Source organism: Vogesella oryzagri, assembly GCF_040148885.1.
In the GTDB taxonomy this organism is placed as follows: Bacteria; Pseudomonadota; Gammaproteobacteria; order Burkholderiales; family Chromobacteriaceae; genus Vogesella; species Vogesella oryzagri.
Window position 1 is genome coordinate 308,519 of record NZ_JBEFLD010000001.1, and the last position, 21,436, is coordinate 329,954.

The 21,436-nt window shown below is 62.1% G+C and carries 24 protein-coding genes; 15 read left to right on the plus strand and 9 right to left on the minus strand.

Features of this window, described 5'->3' with window-relative positions; all coding sequences use genetic code 11:
• Positions 1–39: 39 nt before the first annotated feature.
• From cysK to ABNW52_RS01560, 4 genes are all read left to right on the plus strand, one after another.
• Entirely contained in the window at positions 40–972 is a 933-nt protein-coding gene (cysK, locus tag ABNW52_RS01545; RefSeq protein ID WP_349583650.1) for a cysteine synthase A, read from the plus strand.
• 46 nt (positions 973–1,018) lie between these two features.
• Entirely contained in the window at positions 1,019–1,453 is a 435-nt protein-coding gene (locus tag ABNW52_RS01550) for a hypothetical protein (RefSeq protein ID WP_349583056.1), read from the plus strand.
• On the plus strand, positions 1,450–1,863 hold the full coding sequence (locus tag ABNW52_RS01555) for a YchJ family protein (protein ID WP_349583058.1): 414 nt from the start codon (positions 1,450–1,452) through the stop codon (positions 1,861–1,863). The genes ABNW52_RS01550 and ABNW52_RS01555 overlap by 4 nt, the downstream gene beginning before the upstream one ends.
• Positions 1,864–1,954: 91 nt before the next feature.
• A complete protein-coding gene (locus ABNW52_RS01560) occupies positions 1,955–2,263 on the plus strand; it encodes a hypothetical protein (RefSeq protein WP_349583060.1) in 309 nt (102 codons plus the stop codon).
• Between the two features lie 59 nt (positions 2,264–2,322).
• On the opposite strand, the gene ABNW52_RS01565 is transcribed toward ABNW52_RS01560, so the two are convergent.
• From ABNW52_RS01565 to dcd, 3 genes are all read right to left on the minus strand, one after another.
• Positions 2,323–2,766, minus strand: a complete 444-nt coding sequence (locus tag ABNW52_RS01565) for a MarR family winged helix-turn-helix transcriptional regulator (protein WP_349583062.1) — start codon at positions 2,764–2,766, stop codon at positions 2,323–2,325.
• Complete coding sequence (locus ABNW52_RS01570; protein ID WP_349583065.1) at positions 2,763–3,239, minus strand: glutathione peroxidase; 477 nt, start codon at positions 3,237–3,239, stop codon at positions 2,763–2,765. The genes ABNW52_RS01565 and ABNW52_RS01570 overlap by 4 nt, the downstream gene beginning before the upstream one ends.
• A 269-nt stretch (positions 3,240–3,508) precedes the next feature.
• Positions 3,509–4,078: a dCTP deaminase gene (dcd, locus tag ABNW52_RS01575; protein ID WP_349583067.1), complete on the minus strand. Its 570-nt coding sequence runs from the start codon at positions 4,076–4,078 to the stop codon at positions 3,509–3,511.
• Positions 4,079–4,257: 179 nt separating this feature from the next.
• On the opposite strand from dcd, the gene bfr reads away from it, so the two are divergent.
• The gene (bfr, locus tag ABNW52_RS01580; protein WP_349583069.1) at positions 4,258–4,743 is read left to right on the plus strand and encodes a bacterioferritin; all 486 of its coding nucleotides are present in this window, start codon (positions 4,258–4,260) and stop codon (positions 4,741–4,743) included.
• A gap of 83 nt (positions 4,744–4,826) precedes the next feature.
• Here bfr and mscL read toward each other — a convergent pair whose 3' ends face one another.
• The 5 genes from mscL to ABNW52_RS01605 all read right to left on the minus strand — a co-directional run bounded on the left by mscL (position 4,827) and on the right by ABNW52_RS01605 (position 9,281).
• Positions 4,827–5,288, minus strand: a complete 462-nt coding sequence (gene mscL, locus ABNW52_RS01585; RefSeq protein WP_349583072.1) for a large conductance mechanosensitive channel protein MscL — start codon at positions 5,286–5,288, stop codon at positions 4,827–4,829.
• A gap of 207 nt (positions 5,289–5,495) precedes the next feature.
• Positions 5,496–7,163, minus strand: coding sequence for an L-lactate permease (locus ABNW52_RS01590; protein ID WP_349583075.1), 1,668 nt, complete (start codon positions 7,161–7,163; stop codon positions 5,496–5,498).
• A gap of 249 nt (positions 7,164–7,412) precedes the next feature.
• Positions 7,413–8,147: a UDP-2,3-diacylglucosamine diphosphatase gene (locus ABNW52_RS01595; protein WP_349583078.1), complete on the minus strand. Its 735-nt coding sequence runs from the start codon at positions 8,145–8,147 to the stop codon at positions 7,413–7,415.
• Between the two features lie 53 nt (positions 8,148–8,200).
• Positions 8,201–8,698 (minus strand): peptidylprolyl isomerase, encoded by a 498-nt coding sequence (locus ABNW52_RS01600; RefSeq protein ID WP_349583081.1) that lies wholly within the window; start codon positions 8,696–8,698, stop codon positions 8,201–8,203.
• 19 nt (positions 8,699–8,717) lie between these two features.
• Positions 8,718–9,281 (minus strand): peptidylprolyl isomerase, encoded by a 564-nt coding sequence (locus tag ABNW52_RS01605; RefSeq protein ID WP_349583084.1) that lies wholly within the window; start codon positions 9,279–9,281, stop codon positions 8,718–8,720.
• Positions 9,282–9,451: 170 nt separating this feature from the next.
• Between ABNW52_RS01605 and ABNW52_RS01610 the strand changes: the two genes are divergently transcribed.
• The 5 genes from ABNW52_RS01610 to ABNW52_RS01630 all read left to right on the plus strand — a co-directional run bounded on the left by ABNW52_RS01610 (position 9,452) and on the right by ABNW52_RS01630 (position 15,369).
• A complete protein-coding gene (locus ABNW52_RS01610) occupies positions 9,452–10,174 on the plus strand; it encodes an LPP20 family lipoprotein (RefSeq protein WP_349583087.1) in 723 nt (240 codons plus the stop codon).
• 6 nt (positions 10,175–10,180) lie between these two features.
• The gene (locus ABNW52_RS01615; protein ID WP_349583090.1) at positions 10,181–11,485 is read left to right on the plus strand and encodes a flagellar assembly protein T N-terminal domain-containing protein; all 1,305 of its coding nucleotides are present in this window, start codon (positions 10,181–10,183) and stop codon (positions 11,483–11,485) included.
• Between the two features lie 81 nt (positions 11,486–11,566).
• Positions 11,567–12,559 carry an extracellular solute-binding protein gene (locus tag ABNW52_RS01620; RefSeq protein WP_349583093.1) on the plus strand — a complete coding sequence of 331 codons (993 nt, stop codon included), beginning with the start codon at positions 11,567–11,569 and terminating at the stop codon, positions 12,557–12,559.
• A 144-nt stretch (positions 12,560–12,703) separates the two neighbouring features.
• Positions 12,704–14,326 carry an ABC transporter permease gene (locus ABNW52_RS01625; protein WP_386106810.1) on the plus strand — a complete coding sequence of 541 codons (1,623 nt, stop codon included), beginning with the start codon at positions 12,704–12,706 and terminating at the stop codon, positions 14,324–14,326.
• The gene (locus ABNW52_RS01630) at positions 14,326–15,369 is read left to right on the plus strand and encodes an ABC transporter ATP-binding protein (protein WP_349583099.1); all 1,044 of its coding nucleotides are present in this window, start codon (positions 14,326–14,328) and stop codon (positions 15,367–15,369) included. The genes ABNW52_RS01625 and ABNW52_RS01630 overlap by 1 nt, the downstream gene beginning before the upstream one ends.
• Positions 15,370–15,437: 68 nt before the next feature.
• Here ABNW52_RS01630 and ABNW52_RS01635 read toward each other — a convergent pair whose 3' ends face one another.
• Positions 15,438–16,292, minus strand: coding sequence for a serine hydrolase (locus ABNW52_RS01635; RefSeq protein ID WP_349583102.1), 855 nt, complete (start codon positions 16,290–16,292; stop codon positions 15,438–15,440).
• A 143-nt stretch (positions 16,293–16,435) separates the two neighbouring features.
• Here ABNW52_RS01635 and uvrB point away from each other — a divergent pair, with 143 nt between their 5' ends.
• From uvrB to fliE, 5 genes are read left to right on the plus strand one after another with little or no spacing between them, the layout of a single operon-like run.
• Positions 16,436–18,451, plus strand: a complete 2,016-nt coding sequence (gene uvrB / locus ABNW52_RS01640) for an excinuclease ABC subunit UvrB (RefSeq protein ID WP_349583105.1) — start codon at positions 16,436–16,438, stop codon at positions 18,449–18,451.
• A 22-nt stretch (positions 18,452–18,473) separates the two neighbouring features.
• A complete protein-coding gene (locus ABNW52_RS01645) occupies positions 18,474–18,944 on the plus strand; it encodes a low molecular weight protein-tyrosine-phosphatase (protein ID WP_349583108.1) in 471 nt (156 codons plus the stop codon).
• 30 nt (positions 18,945–18,974) lie between these two features.
• Positions 18,975–19,670, plus strand: a complete 696-nt coding sequence (locus tag ABNW52_RS01650; protein ID WP_349583111.1) for a chemotaxis protein CheB — start codon at positions 18,975–18,977, stop codon at positions 19,668–19,670.
• 20 nt (positions 19,671–19,690) lie between these two features.
• Complete coding sequence (locus ABNW52_RS01655) at positions 19,691–21,037, plus strand: sigma-54-dependent transcriptional regulator (RefSeq protein ID WP_349583112.1); 1,347 nt, start codon at positions 19,691–19,693, stop codon at positions 21,035–21,037.
• A gap of 32 nt (positions 21,038–21,069) precedes the next feature.
• Positions 21,070–21,390, plus strand: coding sequence for a flagellar hook-basal body complex protein FliE (gene fliE, locus ABNW52_RS01660; protein WP_349583114.1), 321 nt, complete (start codon positions 21,070–21,072; stop codon positions 21,388–21,390).
• The last annotated feature ends 46 nt before the right edge of the window (positions 21,391–21,436 follow it).

Below are 21,436 nucleotides of genomic sequence, written 5' to 3' on the forward strand. Positions count from 1 at the left end.
ATAACGGATTGGCCGTTAACAGGATTGGAGAATATGCTCATGCGCATCGCCGCTACCGTAACTGATCTGATCGGCAATACCCCGCTGGTCCGCCTGAACCGCATCACTGCTGGCGTGGGCGCCACCGTGGTTGCCAAACTGGAGTTCTACAACCCGGCGCACAGCGTGAAAGACCGTATCGCGGTGTCGATGATCGATGCGGCGGAAGCGGCCGGCAAGATTGGCCCGGATACCGTGATCGTGGAGCCGACCTCCGGCAACACCGGTATCGGGCTGGCCATGGTGTGTGCTGCGCGTGGCTACAAGCTGGTGATCACCATGCCGGAAACCATGAGCCGTGAACGCCGCCAGCTACTGCGCGCCTACGGTGCCGAGCTGGTGCTGACGCCGGGGCCGGATGGCATGGGCGGTGCCATCGCCAAGGCCAAGGAAATCGTGGACAGCAATCCAGACACCCATTTCATGCCGCAGCAGTTCGAGAACCCGGCCAACCCGGAGATCCACCGTCGCACCACCGCCGAAGAGGTGTGGGTCGATACCGATGGCCAGGTGGACATCTTCGTGGCGGGCGTGGGTACCGGCGGCACCATTACCGGTGTTGGCGAAGTATTGAAAGCCCGCAAGCCGGGCGTGCAGATCGTGGCGGTCGAGCCGGATGCATCGCCGGTACTGTCCGGTGGCGCGAAAGGTCCGCACCCGATTCAGGGCATCGGCGCTGGTTTCGTGCCGGCCATCCTGAATACTACCGTCTACGACGAAGTGATCCGCGTGAAGAACGATGACGCGTTCGAGACTGCCCGCGCCATGGCGGCACAGGAAGGCATTCTTACCGGCATTTCGTCCGGCGCGGCGGTGTGGGCGGCACTGGAACTGGCCAAGCGTCCGGAAAACGCCGGCAAGCTGATCGTGGTGGTGATTCCGTCGTTCGGCGAGCGTTATCTGTCCACCCCGCTGTTCGAGCATCTGGCCTGACAAACGGCGAAAGCGCGCTACAATAACGGCCATGAACAGACTATTCATGGCCGTTTTGCTTGGCGTGCTGACCGGCTGCGCCAACCTGCCGCAATTCTCTTTCCCTTCCTCGGCGCCCACGCCGCAATCGCGCACCGCCAACGCGGCGGACAGCTTGCTGACTGAAGCCAACCGTCTGGCTGACAGGGTAGGCAATGGCGAGTTGACGCGGGTGGATGCGGCGGAAAAGCTGGGCGAGATGCGGATTCGACTGGTGGGGCGCAACCTGGTCGATGACGATGTTTACCGCCTCTACTACCAGATTGCCCAACTACGCGATGCCGGCAAGCTCGATAGCGATAGCGCGCGCAAGCAAATGGAAGACCGGCTGAAATACTGGCAGCGCCGCTGGCCGGGCTTGCAGAGCAAACCTGCCAATCCGGCGTTTACCCAGTTCATGTTCAAGGTGTACGGCCTGCCACCGCTGCCGGTTGGCAAATGAAGAAGGCCGTCCCATCCGTTGCCGCCGACGCTTGTCCCTGCGGCCAACCTTTAGCCTATGCCCAATGTTGTGGCCGGTTTCATCTCGGCGCCTTGCCCGCCACGGCGGCACAGCTGATGCGCTCGCGTTACAGTGCCTACGTGCGGTGCGACGAGGCCTACCTGCTGCAAAGTTGGGCCAGCAGCACGCGCCCGTCGACACTGGATCTGGCGGACGACGCTGGCGTGAAGTGGCTTGGGCTGCAGCTGCTGGACACGAGCGCCGGGCAGGCGGCCGACAACACGGGCACGGTGCGCTTCGTGGCGCGCTACAAGGTCGGCGGTCGGGCATTCCGCCTGCAGGAAAACAGCCGTTTTATCCGGGAAGAGGGTGCCTGGCGCTACCTGGACGGCGAGGTCAGCGAGGGCTGATTGCCTGTTATCAAGCTATAACCAATTGTGCCTTGGCTTCCTGTCTTGATGTGCCATGCTGGTGGTGAACATTCTCACCAGGAGGCTCGCTATGACCGACGTTCTCTACGATTTTGTGAAACAACTGGAAGCGCACCGGGCCGATGGCAAGGACTTGGTGCCGCTGCTGCATGCTCCGGCGGTACGGCAATTGTCGGTGCCGCTGTGCCATGAATGCTGCGCCGAGTTGCGCGCCATGGCCGAGGTGTTCCAGTGCGATGAGGCATTGTTGGCTGGTGCCATCTTGCGTGGCGCGCTACGCCATATGCAGGCGCACCTGGATGAAGATCTGGACGATCTGGCGACCATGGCCAGCCAGATGGTCGATAGCCCCTGCCAGCGGGCCAGCGAATCCATTTGATGCCACCAGCAACGTGGCCGCACGATAAAGAAGATGGCGCCTGCGGGCGCCATCGGCGTTTATGGCAGCGTGCCGCCTTGTAGCAGGCGGGTAAGCTGGTGCAGGGTGTCGCGTAATTGCGCACTGTGGTCGCTGCCGACGTCACCAAAGCGGCAGAGCAGGGTGGCCGGAATCGCCGCGGCTTGCTCCTCCAGCGTCTTGCCGGCGAGCGTGAGCCGGATGACGACGCTGCGTTCATCCTCGCTGCTGCGCTGACGTTGCAGCAGCCCGGCATTTTCCAGCCGCTTCAGCAGCGGGGTGAGTGTGCCGGAATCCAGATGCAGCCGCTCGCCCAGTTGTTTCACGCTGATGTCATCCTGTTCCCACAGCACCAGCATCGCCAGATACTGCGGATAGGTCAGCCCCAGTGGCGCCAGGAGCGGTTGGTAGGCCTGCGTCATCGCGCGGCTGGCGGCATACAACGCAAAGCACAGTTGCTTGTCCAGTTGCAGTTGCGGCTTCATAGCAGTGCCTTGATGTGTTCGGCCAGTGCCTGTGGCTTGGTGATGGAGCCGTAGCGGCCAACTACCCGCCCGTGGCGGTCGACCAGAAACTTGGTGAAATTCCACTTGATGTTGCGGCTGCCCAGTACGCCGGCCTGTTGCTGCTTCAGGTACTGCCAGAGCGGGTGCGCCTGCGGGCCGTTGACATCGATCTTTTCGCTCAGCAGAAAGCTGACTCCGTAATTCTTTTGGCAAAACGCCCCGATCTCGGCAGCACTGCCCGGCTCCTGGGCGCCGAACTGGTTGCAGGGGAAGCCGATAACGACCAGCCCCTCGTCGGCAAACTGGCGGTGCAATTGTTCCAGCTCGGCGTACTGTGGGGTAAAGCCGCAAGCGCTGGCGGTGTTGACCAGCAGCAGAACCTTATCCTGAAAGTCGGCCAGATTGATGTCTTGGCCATTCAGGCCATGCAGTGGATATTGGTAGAGTGTCATAAACGATGTTGGCGGTGGTTTGCCGGCAGTGTAGCGCAATAAAAATTGTATGCAATTTAATTGCTTAATAGGCTTGGGGCTAAAAAAAGAGCGATGCGGCAAGGGGGAACCACAACGCTCAGGAAGAAACGGCTTGCTGTGCCCAAGCCGGGAAAAAAAGCTGACCGACTCTGACTTTCATCCTAGAACAGGCCGCCCAAAATGCGAGTGGGAAACGCCTGCGCAATAAAAAAAGCGGCCAAGTGGCCGCTTCTTGATAATGTCTGTCGTTATGGGCGCGGCAGGGTCACACCGACCTGGCCCATGTACTTGCCGGCGCGGTCCTTGTAGGACACGTCGCAAATTTCGTCGGACTCGAAGAACAGCACCTGCGCCACGCCCTCGTTGGCATAGATCTTGGCCGGCAGCGGGGTGGTGTTGGAAAACTCCAGCGTCACGTAGCCTTCCCATTCCGGCTCGAATGGGGTGACGTTGACGATGATGCCGCAGCGGGCATAGGTGGACTTGCCCAGGCACACGGTCAGCACCGAGCGCGGAATACGGAAGTACTCCACGGTGCGCGCCAGCGCGAAGCTGTTGGGCGGGATGATGCAATAGCCCTTGCCGGAGACTTCCACGAAGGAGTCCGGGTCGAAATTCTTGGGATCGACGATGGTGCTGTTGATGTTGGTGAACACCTTGAATTCGTCGGCGCAGCGGATATCGTAGCCATAGCTGGAGGTGCCGAAGGAAATCACCTTCTGCCCGTCGACATTCTTCACCTGATCGTAGACGAAGGGCTCGATCATGCGCTGTTCTTCCGCCATGCGGCGAATCCACTTGTCCGATTTGATAGTCATCGTCAGTTCTGCATTCTTTAATCTCGTGATCGCCCGATTGTACTGGCTCCAACCTGCCCGCGCCACCGCCGAAAGGCCTAGTCGGTCGGTGCCGGGGCGGCGAAAGGACACAGACATCTTTCCGGCACTGGTCTAGAATCCGGGCACAGTCGTCACGATAAAAAGACAAGGAAACCCCTATGCAAGGCCATCCCAAAATCATCGATCTGCTTAACGAACTACTGGCAGAAGAGCTGTCGGCGGCGGATCAGTATTTCATCCATGCCGAGATGTACAAGGACTGGGGCCTGATGAAGCTGTTCGAGCGCATCGATCACGAGCGTGAGGACGAGCTGGAGCACGCCCGCAGCCTGATCGCCCGCATCCTGTTTCTGGGTGGCAAGCCGAACGTGGCCAAGCGGGTGGCGATTGCGGTGGGGGAGGATGTGCCCAGCATGCTGCGCAACGATCTGGAGGTGGAATACCGCGTCGGCAGCGCGCTGAAGGATGTGATCGCGGTGTGTGAGAAAGAGCGCGACTACGTGACCCGCGACGGGCTGATGGTGCTGCTGGAAGAAACCGAGAACGATCACGCGCATTGGCTGGAGCAGCAACTGAAGCTGATCGAGCTGACCGGGCTGGCCAACTATCAGCAGTCGCAGCTGGGCGGCAGCCAGGCCAGCTAAGCCGGCTCCCGCCTGCGGCCAACGTTGGCCGCATCCAGCAACAAGGCCGCCCGTGGGCGGTCTTTGTCATGGCGGCGAGCTGGTCAATCCAGCTGCGAGGTGCAGCATGGGCAGCGGCTGGCCTTCAGCGGGATGCTGGACAGGCAGTAGCGGCATTCCTTGCTGGTGACTTCGGCCGGGGCATCGGCTTTTTCTTCGCGCTTCAAGCGGTTGATGACTTTTACCAGCATGAAGATGGCAAACGCCACGATGGTGAAGCTGACCAGCGCATTGATGAACAGGCCGATGTTGAGGGTGATGGCACCGGCTTCCTTGGCGGCGGCCACCGAGGCATACGGCGCGGCGGCCTTGGCGCCTTCCTTCAGCACGAAGAACAGGTTGGCGAAGTCGACATTGCCGATCAGCATGCCGATGGGCGGCATGATTACGTCGTCCACCAGTGATTTGACGATGGCGCCGAACGCACCGCCGATTACCACACCGACAGCCAGATCGATGACATTGCCGCGCATGGCGAATTCGCGGAATTCCTTGATGATGGACATGGAGCCCCCCTTGTTATTGATGGTGGATGAATAATGCGGTCAGTATCGGCAAAAATCATGCAAATTTGAAGTCTTGACTGCATGGCCGCATGCCAGACGCAATGCTCGCCCTGGTGCGGAGAAAGCCGCTGCGGCCAACGTTGGCCGCGTGGTCAACAACAAAAAACCCCGGTCGGCTGACCGGGGTTTTGCTTGCGCGCTGCGCTGTTACGGGTGAATCACCAGGCTGGTGAACGGTGGCAGGTAGGCCATGGCCGACACCACCAGACCCACCAGGCAGGCCAGTGCCAGCGAGTGGAAGAATACGAAGCGCAGGATCACGCCTTCCTTGCCGTAGTACTGGGTGGCGGTGGAGGCCACCACGATGGACTGCGCGTCGATCATCTTGCCCATCACGCCGCCGGAAGAGTTGGCGGCGGTCATCAGGATCGGCGACAGGCCCAGCTGTTGTGCCGAGGCTTTCTGCAGGCCGCCGAACAGCACGTTGGCCGCAGTGTCGGAGCCGGTCAGTGCCACCCCCAGCCAGCCCAGCAGGGTGCCGAAGAACGGGTAGAACACGCCGGTATGCGAGAACGCCAGTCCCAGGGTGATGTCCACGCCGGAGAAGCGGGTAACGTAGCCCAGCGCCAGCATGGCGACGATGGTGATCAGCGAGAAACGCAGCGACCAGAACGTTTCCTTGTACACCTTCAGCATCTGGCCCGGACGGTAGCCCATGATCAGCGCCGAGATCAGTGCTGCTACCAGGATGCCGGTACCGGTGGTGGACAGCAGGTTGAACTTGTAGATGGCGGCTTCCAGGTGCGGCGCGGTGACAACCGGCGGCATCTTGTAGATCAGGTTATGCAGGCCCGGCCACTGGATCTCCAGCGTGAAGATGCTGTCCAGTACCTTCTTCACCGACGGCGAACCGAAGGCGAACACCGCTACCGACAGGATCAGCCACGGCAGCCAGGCACGGATCACCTCGCCAGTGCTGTAGCCATGATGCTTGTCAGCCACGATGGCCTTGGCGCCGTTGGCCGCTTCGCCGCCCATGGTGCCGGCGGTGGAGGTGTAGATCTCCTTGGGGTGCCACACTTTCAGGAAGGCCACCAGCACGGTGATGGAGCATACCGAGGCGATGACGGCCACCAGCTCCGGCCCCATGGTGTTGGACACGATCAGCTGCGGAATGGCGAACGACAGACCTGCTACCAGTACCGCCGGCCAGATGCGCATGGTGTTGCGCCAGCCGCAGAACGCGATCAGCAGCCAGAACGGCACGATGATGGCAAAAATGGTCATCTGGCGGCCAACCATGGACGAAATCTGCAGCACGTCCAGGCCAGTAACCTTGGCCAGGGTGGTGATCGGGGTGCCCAGCGCGCCATAGGCCACCGGCGCGGTATTGGCGATCAGCGACAGGCCGGAGGCGGCCAGCGGCGAGAAGCCCAGGCCGATCAGCATGGCGCCGGTCACGGCCACCGGGGTGCCGAAGCCGCCGGCACCTTCAAAGAAGGCGCCGAAGCAGAACGCGATCAGCAAGAGCTGCAGACGACGGTCGGTGGTGATGCCGGAGATCGACTCGCGCAGGATGGCGAACTGACCTTTGCGCTCGGTGAGCTGGTACAGAAAGATCACGTTGAGGATGATCCAGCCGATCGGCAGCAGACCGTTGGCGGCACCCAGCAGCGTGGCGCTGGCGGCCATGTCGGCCGGCATGCCGAAGATGCCTACCGCCACCAGCAGCGAGGTGGCCAGACCCAGCAACGCGGCCTTGTGTGCCTTGACGTGAAAAATGCCCAGCGCGCCCAGCAGCACGATAACGGGAATGCTGGCGGCGAGGGTCGATAGCCAGGGGTTGCCTAGCGGGTCATAGACGTGTGACCACATGGTTTTTCTCTCCTTGTTGTGTCGGATGCGGCGTTGCTTGTCCTTGTTGGCAAGCGGGTTTTACTGCGCACGGCCGGACTGTAGCGGGAGAGAAACGGCTTGTCTGTTGGGGCTGCCCCTTGCGGGAAAACCCTTAACTGCATGGAAAAGCGCGCGGGAAGGCGCGATTGCTGGTGGCGGCGGTAAAGGTTGGCCGCAGGCGGTGGGGCCGGGTGCGGCGTGTGCTGTTGTCTGCGCTGCGGCCAACGTTTAGTGGTGCTGCAGCGTCAGCGGATGGGCGCTGAGGCCGATGCTGTCCAGCCGCAGGTAACCGCCGTGACCATCGTGCCAGTCGGCGATCACCCAGCGTTCGTGCTCTTCGCCATTGACGCGGTGCTCGTGGCGCGCTGGGCGGTGGGTGTGGCCATGAATCAGCGTGGCGCCCGGGTAGGCTGCCAGCAGTGCCTCGATGGCGGCCGGGCTGACGTCGCTGATGTCGGTCATGCCCTGGGTCTGTTTCTTGTGTTCGCTCATGCCGCGGATCTGGCGGGCAATGGCATGGCGCTCGGCCAGCGGTTTTTGCAGGAACGCCGCCTGCCACGCCGGCTGGCGCACCATGGCGCGGAACTGCTGGTAGGCGGCATCGTCGGTGCATTCGCCGTCGCCGTGCACCAGCAGATAGTCGCGGCCATGCACCCGCAGCAGGTGCGGTTCGTCCAGCAAGGTGGCGCCGCTGGCGGCGGCAAAGCCCGGCCCCAGCAGGAAGTCGCGGTTGCCGCGCATCACGTACAGCGGCGTGACGCTGGCAAAGTCGCGCATGGCGGCCAGCATGGCGTCGTTGAACGGGTGCTGGTCGTCGTCGCCCACCCAGTATTCAAACAAGTCGCCCAGGATATACAACGCGTCGATCTTGCCGCGCCAGTCGGCCAGTGTGCGGGTGAACAGCTCGCCGAGCCAGCTGGCTTCGTCGTGCAGGTGCAGGTCGGAAATGAAATGAATGGCCATGGTCAACAGTCAAAAAAGGCCGCACATGGCGGCCTGGTATGGGTGAACGCTCATCAGCCCTGGATGATCTCTGCCTTCTCGATCACTACCGGGGTCAGCGGCACGTCCTGGTGACCGCCGGCGCGACCGGTAGCCACGGTCTTGATGCGGTCTACCACGTCCTGGCCCTGTACTACCTGGCCGAATACGCAGTAGCCCCAGCCCTGCATGGTTTCGGCGCGGAAGTCCAGGAAGTCGTTGTCGGACACGTTGATGAAGAACTGCGCACTGGCGGAATGCGGATCCGGGGTGCGAGCCATGGCGATGGTGTAGGTCTTGTTGGACAGACCGTTGTTGGCTTCGTTCTGGATAGTGTCGCGGGTATCTTTCTGCTCCATGTCGGCGGTGAAGCCGCCGCCCTGGATCATGAAGCCGTTGATCACGCGATGAAAGATGGTGCCGTTGTAGTGGCCATCCAGTACGTATTGTTCGAAGTTGGCCACGGTTTTCGGGGCCTTGTCGGCGAACATTTCCAGCACGATGTCACCGTGGTTGGTGGTCAGCTTGATCATGGGTCAATCCTTGCGTCTATCAGGGTTTATAGGTGGCCTTGGTGATCACCACCGATTCCAGCGGCACATCCTGCATGCCGTCAACGTAGCCGGTGCGTACCTTGGAGATGCGGTTCACCACATCCATGCCGGCGGTTACCTTGCCGAATACGGTATAGCCCCAGCCTTCCGGCGTCTTGCCGCGGAAGTCGAGGAACTCGTTATTCACCAGGTTGATGAAAAACTGCGAGGTAGCCGAGTTCGGGTTCGGCGTGCGCGCCATGGCAATGGTGCCAATCACGTTTTTCAGGCCATTGTCGGCCTCGATCATTACCGGCGCACGGGTCGGCTTCTGCACCAGACTGCCGTTCTGCACGGTAAAGCCGCCGCCCTGGATCATGAAGCCATCGATGATGCGATGGAACAGGGTGTTGCTGTAATGGCCGGCCTTGACGTAGGCAACGAAGTTTTCCACCGTCTTCGGCGCCTTGGCCGGGTTCAGTTCGATGGTGATCGGGCCCTTGTTGGTGGTCAGTTCCACTGTCGGGGCGGCCAGGGCGTTCAGGGGCAGCAGCAACAACAGCGAGGTCAGCAGTTTTTTCATGCGCGGCATTCCGGGGTGTGACAATGGCCGGCAGTTTAGCATGGCCTCCGCCGGGCGGCAGCCGTTGCCGGTCTTGAAGCATCGCTTGCAAATAGTCTCAAGCTTTGTGAACCGGAGCCGATAAAGCTGACACGCTGTACAACGATATACATAGCATGCGGAGCCATTCCATGAACTTAACCCGACTGTTGCCCGGCCTGCTGGCCGTTACCGCGCTGACTGCCTGCGCCGCTACTCCTCCTGCCAATCAGGCCGATGGCCAGCAATGGATGGTGGTGGCTGCCGCGCCTGCGCAGGGAACCAATGTCGAAGAGGCACCGGCGGTGGCAGGTAGCCACGAGCAGCTGGGTATCGCGCGCCAGCCGGTGATGACGCAGGGTGGGGTGATGATGGGCGGCGGTTATGTCGGTCCGCTGTCCGACCCGCCGGCCGCAAAAGAAGAAGCCTACAACGCCTTGCGTATCCGCGTGGTTGGCCGCGGTGCGCCGCCGTCCGGCAAGGACCTGTCGCCGGTGCAGCGTCGCCTGTTGGCGATGCGGGCGGCGCAACTGGATGCCTACCGCGCGGTAGCCGAGCAGGTGCAGGGTTTCAAACTGTCCGGCAACAGCTCGGTCGGCAACCTGGTGGCCAGCAACGACAGCTTCCGCGTGTATGTCGATGCCTATCTGCGTGGCGTACGCCTGCTGTCCACCGAGTTCAAACCGGATGGCAGCAGTGAAAGCATTGCCGAGATGGTGCTGGACGAGGGCTTCTTCAAGGCTTACCGTACGGCTCTGGCGACCACCGGCAACGTGGCCACCGCAGCCCGCGTGATGCCGGCCAGCGATGGCAGCAAGCTTGGCTGCACTGACAGCGGCTGCGTGTACGGTGGAGACTTCTACGTTGCACACTGAGACATAATGCAAACATCCAGTCTGTTACGCGCCGCCTTCGGGGCGGCGTTTGTTTTGCTGGTCGCGCCGGCAGCCATGGCCGAGATATATCAGGCCGAGGGCATGGCGTCACTGGAGGCCGGCCGCGTGGCGGCTCGCCAGGCGGCCATCGAAGACGCGTTGCGGCAAATTGCCATTACCCACCAGGGCGGACTGCAAGGCAGCAGCGAGATGAACAATGGTGCGGTAGCGGCGGAAAGCCTGATGCTGGGGCCAGTGTCGCTGCCGGGCAAGACGCGGGTGATCAGTGAAAGCCAGCGTGACGGCCTGCTGTTTGTCACGGTGCAGCATGATACCGACCCGCCGGCCACGCCGGCCGAGGCTGCGGCCAACAACGACAAGGCCGCCGCGGCCTGCCAGCGTTCCACGCTGCCGCCCGGCCGCTTTCTGGCGCGCCGGCTGGTGGCGACCTACTTCACCGTGGAGCAGCCGCAGCAAGCGACGGACCTGGGCGGCATTTCCACCTGGTTTCCGGCCGAGCTGGTGCGCCGTCTCAACCGGCAGCGTGACGTACAGGCGCTGGACGCCGGCAATGTGACGCTGTTTCCCGACGGCAAGGTGCAGGACCCGTGGCAGGCCAGCGATGCGGTGCGCGACGTTGGCCGCCGGGAAGGCGTGCAGTTCGTGCTGGCCGGGCGCATCGTCGATAGCGCGGTGACGCGCAAGGAACCGCGGGCAACGGTATTCGGCAGTGGCAACGATATGCAGCAAGGGGTGTACTACACCGGGCCGTTTGCCGGCTTGCTGGGCTTGTCGGTGCGGCAGGTGCCGGTCGAGCGGCGGCTGGTGGTGGAGTACTGGTTGTATGACGCCATCAGTGGCGGGGTGTTGCTGCGCGATGTGCTGACTCGCGAGGCGCGCGGCGATGTGCATGTCGATTCCGCGCGGCTGTTCGATACCGCGGTGCTGGCCCAGTCCGACTACGGCCGCCTGATCGAACAGACGCTGGGCGGCATTGCCGACAAGCTGCGCGACACCATGCAGTGCCTGCCGTTTACCACCCGGGTGGCGCGGGTGGAGGGCGACCGCGTGTACCTGGCCGCCGGGGCGCTGGATGGCCTGGCGGTGCGCGACCGGCTGTTGCTGTACAAGCCGCGACCGGCCACCGAGGTGCGGCGGCTGGATGGCCAGGTGCTGGGGGTGCCGGAGCAGCTGATCGGCGATCTGGAAATCGAGCAGGTGCAACCGCGCTTTGCCGTGGCCCGGCTGCGCAACAACAGCCAGCAAGCCGCGACCGGCGATTGGGTGCGCTTCCCCGTGCGGCCTAATTAAGAATAGTTATTGATAATAATTCTTGTCACGATTATACTTTTTTGCGTTTGTATCGGTTTGTATTGCAGAAAAGGACGGGTCGTGAACAAGAAAATCGCATTGATGGCAGTGCTGGCCGCCTTGAGCGGCGTGGCAGCGGCGGAAGAAATTACCGTTTACACCGCGCGTGCCGAGCAGCTGATCAAGCCCATTCTGGGCGTGTTCGAGCAGGAAACCGGCATTAAGGTAAACGTGGTCAGCGGTAGCGAAGGCCCGCTGATGGAACGCCTGAAAGCCGAAGGCTCCAACACCCCGGCAGACATCTTCATGACCGTGGATGCCGGCAACCTGTGGCAGGCCAACAACCTGGGTCTGTTCCAGCCGGTGAAGTCCGCTGCGCTTGCGGCCAACGTGCCGGTGCATCTGCGCGATCCGGGCAACAACTGGTTCGGCCTGTCGGTGCGCGCCCGTACCATTTTCTACAACAAGCTGACGGTGAAGCCGGAACAGCTGTCCAGCTACGAAGACCTGGCCAGCCCGAAATGGAAGGGCAAGCTGTGCCTGCGCACTTCCAAGAAGGTGTACAACCAGTCGCTGGTCGGCACCATGATCGGCAGCTATGGCCCGGTGAAAACCGAGCGCATCGTTAAAGGCTGGGTCGACAACCTGGCGGCGCCGGTGTTTGCCGACGATACCAAGATGCTGGAAGCCATTGGCGCCGGCCAGTGCGATGTCGGCATCGCCAACACCTACTACTACGGCCGCCTGCTGAAAACCCAGCCCAACCTGCCGGTGGGCTTGTTCTGGGCCAACCAGAAGCTGGACGGCGTGCATGTGAACGTATCCGGTGCCGGTGTCACCAAGCATGCCAAGAACGCCAAGGGGGCGGTGAAGCTGCTGGAATGGCTGTCGGCCGAGAAGGCGCAGAAGCTGTTCGCCGATATCGACATGGAATTCCCGGCCAACCCGAAGGTGGCGCCGAACCCGGTGGTGACTTCGTGGGGCAAGCCGAAGCAGGACCTGATCAACGTGTCCGAGGCCGGCTCCAAGCAGGCGCAGGCCGTGATGCTGATGGATCGCGTTGGCTATAAGTAAGCATTAGCCAATCTGGCCGACAAGGGCAGTTCGCTGCCCTTGTCGGCTTTTCGCTTTCAGGCTTGTTATAACGGAGTTGCGTACGCAATGCAGTTAGAAAAATCCCTGCCGAGCGCCGAGCGCTCGCCACCGCCGGGGGCGGCCATGCCCGCCGGCATCAGCCGGCGCCTGGCGAGCTGGCCGGGCCGGCTGCTGGCGCTGGCGATCAGCCTGTTCACCGTAGTGCCGCTGGCGGTGGTGATGACCTCTTCGCTCAGCCCCGATCCCGCCATCTGGCAGCATCTGCTGGAATTTGCCTTGCCCGAGCTGTTGCGCAACACGCTGGTGATGCTGCTGGGCGTGTCCGCCGGCGTGCTGCTGATCGGCGTGTCGCTGGCCTGGCTGGTGGCGGTGTACCAGTTTCCCGGGCGGCGCTTCTTCAGCTGGGCGCTGATGCTGCCGCTGGCGATGCCGGCCTATGTGCTGGCGTTTGCCCAGGTGGGCATCTTTGAATTTACCGGACCGCTGCAGAGCCTGTTGCGGCCGCACTTCGACAATATGCGCTGGTTCCCGGAGATCCGTAGTACCTGGGGCCTGCTGCTGGTGATGTCGCTGGCGTTCTATCCCTATGTCTACCTGCTGGCGCGCAATGCCTTCGCCACCATGGGGCGCCGCGCGCTGGAAGTAGGGCAGAGCCTGGGCCTGTCGCCGCGGCAGGGCTTCTGGCGCATCGCGCTGCCGATGGCGCGGCCGTGGATCATGGGTGGGCTGCTGCTGGTGGTGATGGAAAGCCTGGCCGATTTCGGCACCGTGGCGGTATTTAACTACGACACCTTCACCACCGCCATCTACAAAGCGTGGTTCGCGTTGTTCTCGCTGGATACCGCCAAGCAGCTGGCCTCGCTGCTGGTGGTGATGGTGCTCGTGCTGCTGCTGCTGGAGCAGTACAGCCGCGGGCGCCGTGCTTACTCGCAGGCCGGACGCACGGCGCCGTTGCCGCGCCTGACGCTGACAGGCTGGCGTGGCTGGGCGGCGTGTGCCGCCGCCAGCCTGGTGTTGCTGCTGGCCTTCGTGCTGCCTTTGCTGCAACTGGGCTACTGGGCGTCGCGTGATTTTGCCAATCAGTTCAGTGCCGACTTTCTCGGCTACGCCTGGCGCTCGGTGCTGCTGTCACTGTTGGCCGCGGTGCTGGTGACGCTGATCGCGCTGGTGCTGGCCTACCTGGTGCGCCGTGATGGCGGTGCCGTGGTCAAGCTGGCCGCCCGTGTGGCCACCATCGGCTATGCCATTCCCGGCACCGTGCTGGCGGTGGGGGTGTTCGTGCCGGTGGCGTGGCTGGACAACCAGATCATCGCGCTGCTGGGCTTGGGGGGCGAAGTCACCGCCGTGTTCAAGGGCACCTTGCTGGCCATGTTGCTGGCTTTTGTCGCCCGCTTCCTGGCGGTGGGGCATTCGGCGGTAGATGCCGCCATGAACCGCATCACCCGCAGCCACGACGAGGCGGCGCGCAATCTGGGCGTTGCCGGCTGGGCGCTGCTGTACCGCGTCTATCTGCCGCTGCTGTCCGGCGGGCTGTTCACCGCGGTACTGATGGTGTTTGTCGATGTGATGAAGGAAATGCCGATCACGCTGATGACGCGGCCCTTCGGCTGGGACACGCTGTCGGTACGGGTCTACAACATGACCAGCGAAGGCATGTGGGACCAGGCCGCGCTGCCGGCCATCGCCATTGTGCTGGCGGGTCTGTTGCCAACCATTTTGCTGTCGCGTCAACAGGATGTTGCCTGATGAGTTTGCTTGAATTGGTGTCGGTGTCGCAGTCGTACGGCGACAAGAAAATCATTGACCAGATGTCGTTTGCGCTGGAGGCCGGCGAGATCGGCTGCCTGCTGGGTAGTTCCGGCTGCGGCAAGACCACCGTGCTGCGCTGCATTGCCGGCTTTGAAAACCTGCTGGACGGCGAAATCCGCCTGGCCGGGCGGGGTATCGCCAGCGCTGCGGCCAACGTGCCGGCGCATCAGCGCGAAATCGGCATGGTTTTTCAGGATTACGCGCTGTTTCCGCACTTGTCGGTGGCGGAAAACATCGGCTTTGGCTTGGGTAGTCTGCCGCGCCGCGCGCGTGCGCAGCGGGTGGATGCCATGTTGGAGGTGGTAGGGTTGGCCGCATACGGCAAGGCCTACCCGCACGAGCTGTCCGGTGGCCAGCAGCAGCGGGTGGCGCTGGCGCGGGCACTGGCGCCGCAGCCGCGCCTGCTGCTGCTTGACGAGCCGTTTTCCAACCTGGATGTCGACCTGCGCGAGCGGCTGTCGCGCGAGGTGCGCGACATCCTGAAATCGCAGGGCACCACCGCCATTCTGGTGACGCACGATCAGCATGAAGCCTTTGCCATGGCCGACAAGGTGGGGGTGATGTCGCAGGGGCGGTTGTTGCAGTGGGCGGCACCGTATGAGCTGTACCATGAGCCGCAGAGCCGCTATGTGGCCGATTTTATCGGTCAGGGCGCGTTCGTGCCGGGCACGGTAACCGGCCCGCGCTGCGTGACGCTGGAGCTGGGTGAATACTGCAGCGCGGTGCCGCGGCAGTTTGTGATCGGCGATGCCGTCGACGTGCTGTTGCGCCCGGATGACGTGGTGCACGACGATGCCAGCGAGGTAAAGGCCCTGGTGTTGGGCAAGGTGTTCCGCGGCTCGGAGTTCCTGTACACCCTGCAGCTGGCATCCGGCCGTAGCGTACTGGCGCAGGTGCCCAGCCATCACAACCATGCCATCGGTGAGGCGATCGGCATCCGGCTGGAGCTGGATCACCTGATCGCTTTCCGGCAAGCGTAGCGCACCAGCAAAAAAAATTGGCCGCCTCCGAAACGGGGCGGCCAACTTCATGGTGGCGGCAGCCGGGATTAACCCGACAGCCAGGTATTGGGATGCGATTCCAGCCAGGTCTTGATCGACTTGGCGTCGTTGACCCGCGCCGCCGAGCCATTGGCTGCCAGCAGCACCAGGATCAGGTGCTGGCTGCCCACCGTGGCCTGCATCACCAGGCAACGGCCGGCTTCTTCGATGTAACCGGTCTTGGACAGGCCGATGTCCCATTCGCCTTCACGCACCAGCGGGTTGCTGTTCTTGTAATGCAGCACCCGGGTGGCGGTGGGATGGGCGTAGTATTCGGCAGTGGTGGTGAACTGGCGGATCAACGGGTAGTTTGCCGCGGCCTTTACCATGCGCACCAGGTCCATCGCGGTGGAGGTGTTGCGCATATCCAGGCCGGTGGCGTCGTGGAACACGGTGTTGGTCATGCCCAGCGAACGCGCCTTGCGGTTCATTTGCGCGATGAAGGCCGCCTTGCCGCCCGGATAGGTGCGCGCTAGCGAGGCGGCGGCACGGTTTTCCGACGACATCAGCGCCAGCAGCAGCATCTCGCGGCGGGTCAGCGTGGAGCCGACGGCCAGGCGCGAGCTGGTGTTCTTCAGGCGATCGATCTCGTCATCACTGATGGTGATCGGCGTATCCAGCGACAGGTTGGCATCCAGTGCCACCATGGCCGTCATCAACTTGGTGATGGAGGCAAACGGCTGAATCTGGTTGGCGTTCTTTTCGTAGACCAGTTGGCCGGTCTGGGCGTCCACGACGGCTACCGCGTGCGAACTCAGGCGCGGTGATGCGGCCATGGTGGCAAGGTTTACCGGTTGGGCGGCTCCCGCCATCAGCGGGGCGCCGGCCAGGCAAACCAGCAAGGCCAGGGTTCTGAGCATCATGTAATGACTCCGATGCGAAGATGTTGCGATTCGATATCTCAATTTTAAATTGAAATAAACTGTTTGTGCGGGCGAAATTGCGCTGCAAGCCATGATTGGCGCGGTTTTCGGCTACAATCTGCGTGACAAATGAGTGAGATGCCATGGTTGTTACCTATCCCGGCAGCCCGTTCCGGCTGCACCAGCCTTTTCCCCCTGCGGGTGACCAACCGACAGCCATTGCCAGTCTGGTTGAAGGGCTGTCTGACGGCCTGAGCTACCAGACCTTGCTGGGCGTCACCGGTTCCGGCAAAACCTACACCATGGCCAACGTTATTGCGCAGACCGGCCGCCCGGCCATCGTCATGGCGCATAACAAAACGTTGGCCGCACAGCTGTACAGCGAGATGCGCGAGTTCTTTCCGGAGAACGCCGTCGAGTATTTCGTCTCCTACTACGACTACTACCAGCCGGAAGCCTACGTTCCCAGCCGCGATCTGTTCATCGAAAAAGACTCCAGCATCAACGAACACATCGAGCAGATGCGGCTATCAGCTACCAAAAGCATTCTGGAGCGTCCGGACTGCGTGATCGTGGCGACGGTGTCGGCTATTTACGGTATCGGTGATCCCACCGAATACCACCAGATGATTCTGCATCTGAAAGAAGGCGAGACCACGCCGCAGCGCGAGATCATCAGCCGGCTGACGGCGATGCAGTACGACCGCAACGACATGGATTTCGCCCGCGGCACCTTTCGCGTGCGCGGCGACGTGATCGATATCTTCCCGGCGGAAAGCAACGACACCGCGCTGCGGGTCAGCCTGTTCGACGACGAGGTGGAAACGCTGACGTTGTTCGACCCGCTGACCGGGGTGACCAAGCAAAGAGTGGGCCGCTATACCGTGTACCCGGGCAGCCACTACGTGACGCCGCGCGACACCGTGCTGCGCGCCTGCGACAAGATCAAGACCGAGCTGCGCGAGCGCATCGAGTGGTATCACAAGGAAGGCAAGCTGGTGGAGGCGCAGCGCATCGAGCAGCGCACCCGCTTCGATCTGGAAATGCTGTACGAGATGGGCTTCTGCAAGGGCATCGAAAACTACTCGCGGCATTTCTCCGGCCGTGCGCCCGGTGAAGCGCCGCCGACACTGATCGACTACCTGCCCAAGAACGCGCTGATGTTCATCGACGAAAGCCATGTCACCGTGCCGCAGGTAGGGGCGATGTACAAGGGCGATGCCGCGCGCAAGCAAAATCTGGTGGACTACGGCTTCCGCCTGCCATCGGCGGTGGACAACCGACCGTTGAAATTCCACGAATTCGAAAAACTGATTCCGCAGGCCATCTTCGTGTCCGCCACGCCGTCGGACTACGAGGCCAAGCATGCCGGCCAGGTGGTGGAGCAGGTGGTGCGGCCAACCGGGCTGGTGGATCCGGTGATCGTGATTCGCCCGGTATCCACCCAGGTCGACGACCTGTTGTCGGAGATCCATCTGCGCATCGAGCGTGGTGAGCGGGTGCTGGTGACCACGCTGACCAAGCGCATGGCGGAGCAGCTGGCGGATTACTACACCGAGCACGGCATCAAGGTGCGCTACCTGCACTCCGACATCGACACTGTGGAGCGGGTGGAAATCATCCGTGATCTGCGGCTGGGCATGTTCGATGTGCTGATCGGCATCAACCTGCTGCGCGAAGGGCTGGATATTCCGGAGGTGAGCCTGGTGGCGATTCTGGATGCCGACAAGGAAGGTTTCCTGCGCAGCGAACGCAGCCTGATCCAGACCATCGGCCGTGCCGCGCGTAACCTTAATGGTCTGGCGCTGCTGTACGCCGACCGCATCACCGACAGCATGCGCCGTGCCATCGATGAAACCGAGCGCCGCCGCAGCAAGCAGATGGCGTTCAACACCGAGCATGGCATTGTGCCGCAGGGCATCAATAAGAAGATCAAGGACATTATCGACGGCGTGTACCACGACAAGTCGGTGGATCGGAAAGCGTTGGCGGAAAGCGCGCGTATTGCGATGATGGACGAAAAGACGCTGGCCAAGGAAATCAAGCGGCTGGAAAAAGCCATGCTGGAGGCAGCGCGCAATCTGGAGTTCGAACAGGCCGCCAAGCTGCGCGACGAGCTGAAGGCGCTGAAAGAAAAAGCCTGGTTCAGCGAGTTGTAATGCCGAAAGGCAAGGGGGAAGCATGGCACGCAAACTACGGATTTTGATGATCTGCATGGGCAATATCTGCCGCTCGCCCACCATGGAAGGGGTGATGCGCGCCCGACTGCAGCATTACGGGCTGGATGCGCTGGTGGAGGTGGACTCCGCCGGCACGCACGATTACCACGTTGGCCGCGCACCGGATCCGCGCAGCGTGGCCGCCGCCGCCGGCCGCGGCTATGACCTGAGCGCGTTGCGGGCGCGGCAGGTGACGGCCGCGGATTTCTCCCGCTTCGACTACCTGCTGGCCGCGGACTGCGACAATCTGGCCAATCTGGAGCGTGTGCGTGGCGGTCGTGGCGTGGCGCCGCAGCTGCTATTGTCGATACTGGGGCAGCAAGCCGAGGTGCCTGATCCTTACTATGGCGGGCCGCAAGGGTTCGAGCAGGTGCTGGATCTGGTAGAAGAGGCCTGCGATGCTTGGTGCCGTCATCTGCAACAGTCGTTGTAGTGCACCATGCCGTCGTCACAAGAGAACACTATGCCGCATACCCAAAAGATGCCAGACATCAAGCCGATGTCCGTGGCGCCCAGTCATTCCGCCGATGTGATCCTGCCGCGGCAGCCGGGCAAGATGGCGTTGGGTCGGCAGTCGCTGATCGCGATCGGCTCTTCCACGGGTGGTACCGAGGCCTTGCGGGTACTGCTGACCAGCCTGCCGGCCGACATGCCGCCGATCGTCATCACCCAGCATATGCCGGAGATGTTCACCAAATCGTTTGCTGCGCGGCTGGATTCGCTGTGCAAGTTGGCGGTGAAAGAGGCCGAGGACGGCGAGCGCCTGCAAGCCGGTACCGTCTACGTCGCTCCCGGTCATTCGCACCTGCTGGTCAAGTCCACCAATGGCATCGGCTATGCCGCCAGTTTGCACCAGGGACCGCCGGTCAACCGGCACAAGCCGTCAGTCGATGTGCTGTTCCGCTCTGCGGCCAACGTGGCGGGCAAGCATTGCATTGGGGTGATTCTTACCGGTATGGGGCGGGACGGTGCTGCCGGCATGCTGGAATTGAAGGAAGCCGGGGCGTTGAATATTGCGCAGGACGAAGCATCCTGCGTGGTGTTCGGTATGCCCAAGGAAGCGATTGCCACCGGCGGCGTGCACGAAGTGCTGCCGCTGCAGGGTATCGCCAATCGTTTGATGGCACTGTGTGCCAACCGCCAGGGGGCTGGCGGCTGAAGGATGGAATACAACAATAAATGAAACGCTTGCCTGTTTTGGTGGTTGAGGATGATGCCGACCTGCGTGAGGCGCTGGTGGATACGCTGCTGTTGGCCGGCTTCCAGGTGGTGGAGGCGGCCGATGGTACGGCGGCACTGGAGGTGCTGCAGCGCGAACCGGTCGGGCTGGTGATTTCGGATGCGCAGATGCAGCCGATGGATGGCTACCAGTTGTTCTTTGCGATCAAGGACCGTTACCCCGGCCTGCCGTTCGTGCTGATGACGGCGTATGGCGTAATCGAGCGTGCGGTGGAACTGCTGCGTGCCGGCGCCAGCCACTACCTGCTCAAACCGTTCGAGCCACAGCAACTGATCGCCGAGGTGGAGCGTTTTGTGCTGAATGCGCCGGAAGTCAGTGCCGACACGCTGGTGGCAGAGTCGCCGGCCATGCGCAAACTGCTGTCGATTGCCAGCCGGGTAGCACCCAGCGACGCCAGTGTGTTGATCAGCGGCCCCAGTGGTGCTGGCAAGGAGGTGTTGGCCCGTTTCATGCATCAGTATTCCCGGCGCAAAGATGGGCCGTTCGTGGCGGTAAACTGTGCGGCCATTCCGGACAACCTGCTGGAATCCACGCTGTTTGGCCACGAGAAAGGCGCCTTTACCGGCGCGACGGCCAGTCTGCCCGGCAAGTTCGAGCAGGCGCAGGCCGGCACCATCCTGCTGGATGAAGTCACCGAAATGCCGTTGCCTCTGCAGGCCAAGCTGTTGCGGGTGCTGCAGGAGCGGGAGGTGGAGCGTGTCGGCGCGACGCGTACCATCAAACTGGATATTCGCGTGCTGGCCACCACCAACCGCGATATCCAGGCCGAGGTTGCCGCGGGTCGCTTCCGGGAGGATCTGTATTTTCGACTGAATGTATTCCCGCTGCAGCTGCCCGGTTTGGCTGCTCGGCCGGAGGATATTCTGCCTTTGGCACGGAAATTGCTGCGAAAGTATGCCGACGCAGTGGGTAAGTCGAATTTGACCCTTGGCAGGGATGCCGAACGAGAATTGACTGCCTATAGTTGGGAAGGTAACATCCGCGAGCTAGATAATGTGATGCAGCGGGCGGCAATTCTTGCCGCCGGAACGGAGGTTTTTGCCGCCGATCTTATGCTGGAGTCTGTCTCGCCTGAACGGCCTGTTGCCTTGCCCGATATTTTCGCGGAACCATCCGCTGTCGAGCAGGCGATGGACATGAAGTCCATCGAAAAAAAGCACATTCTGGATGCGCTGGAAGCCGTTGGCGGTGTCAAGAAGTTGGCCGCAGAACGATTGGGGATCAGCGAACGCACCCTGCGTTACAAGCTGCAGCGCTACCGGGAAGAAGATGGTGACTCCGCCTGAAGCAGGGCGGTAACAGACAGGTAGAAATCAACATGTCTACGCAAGGCATTAACCAGCTGCTGGGTGAACTGCAGGCGATGTCGGCACTGGCTGCCGGCAAGCAGCCCGCGGCGCCAGCCCAGGCACCGGAAGTTGACTTTTCCTCGGTGTTGCAGTCAACGCTGGAGCAGGTCAATCAAGTACAGCAAACCTCCCAGGAGCTGCAAAAGCGCTTTGAGCTGGGGGAAGAAGGGGTCAACATCCAGGACGTGATGGTGACCATGCAGAAAGCCAGCCTGAGCTTCCAAACCATGGTGCAGGCTAGAAACAAACTGGTTTCGGCCTACCAGGAAATCATGAATACGCAAGTGTAGCCCCGCTGTCCGGCTTGGCCTGCAGCGGTAAACCAATAACGAAACA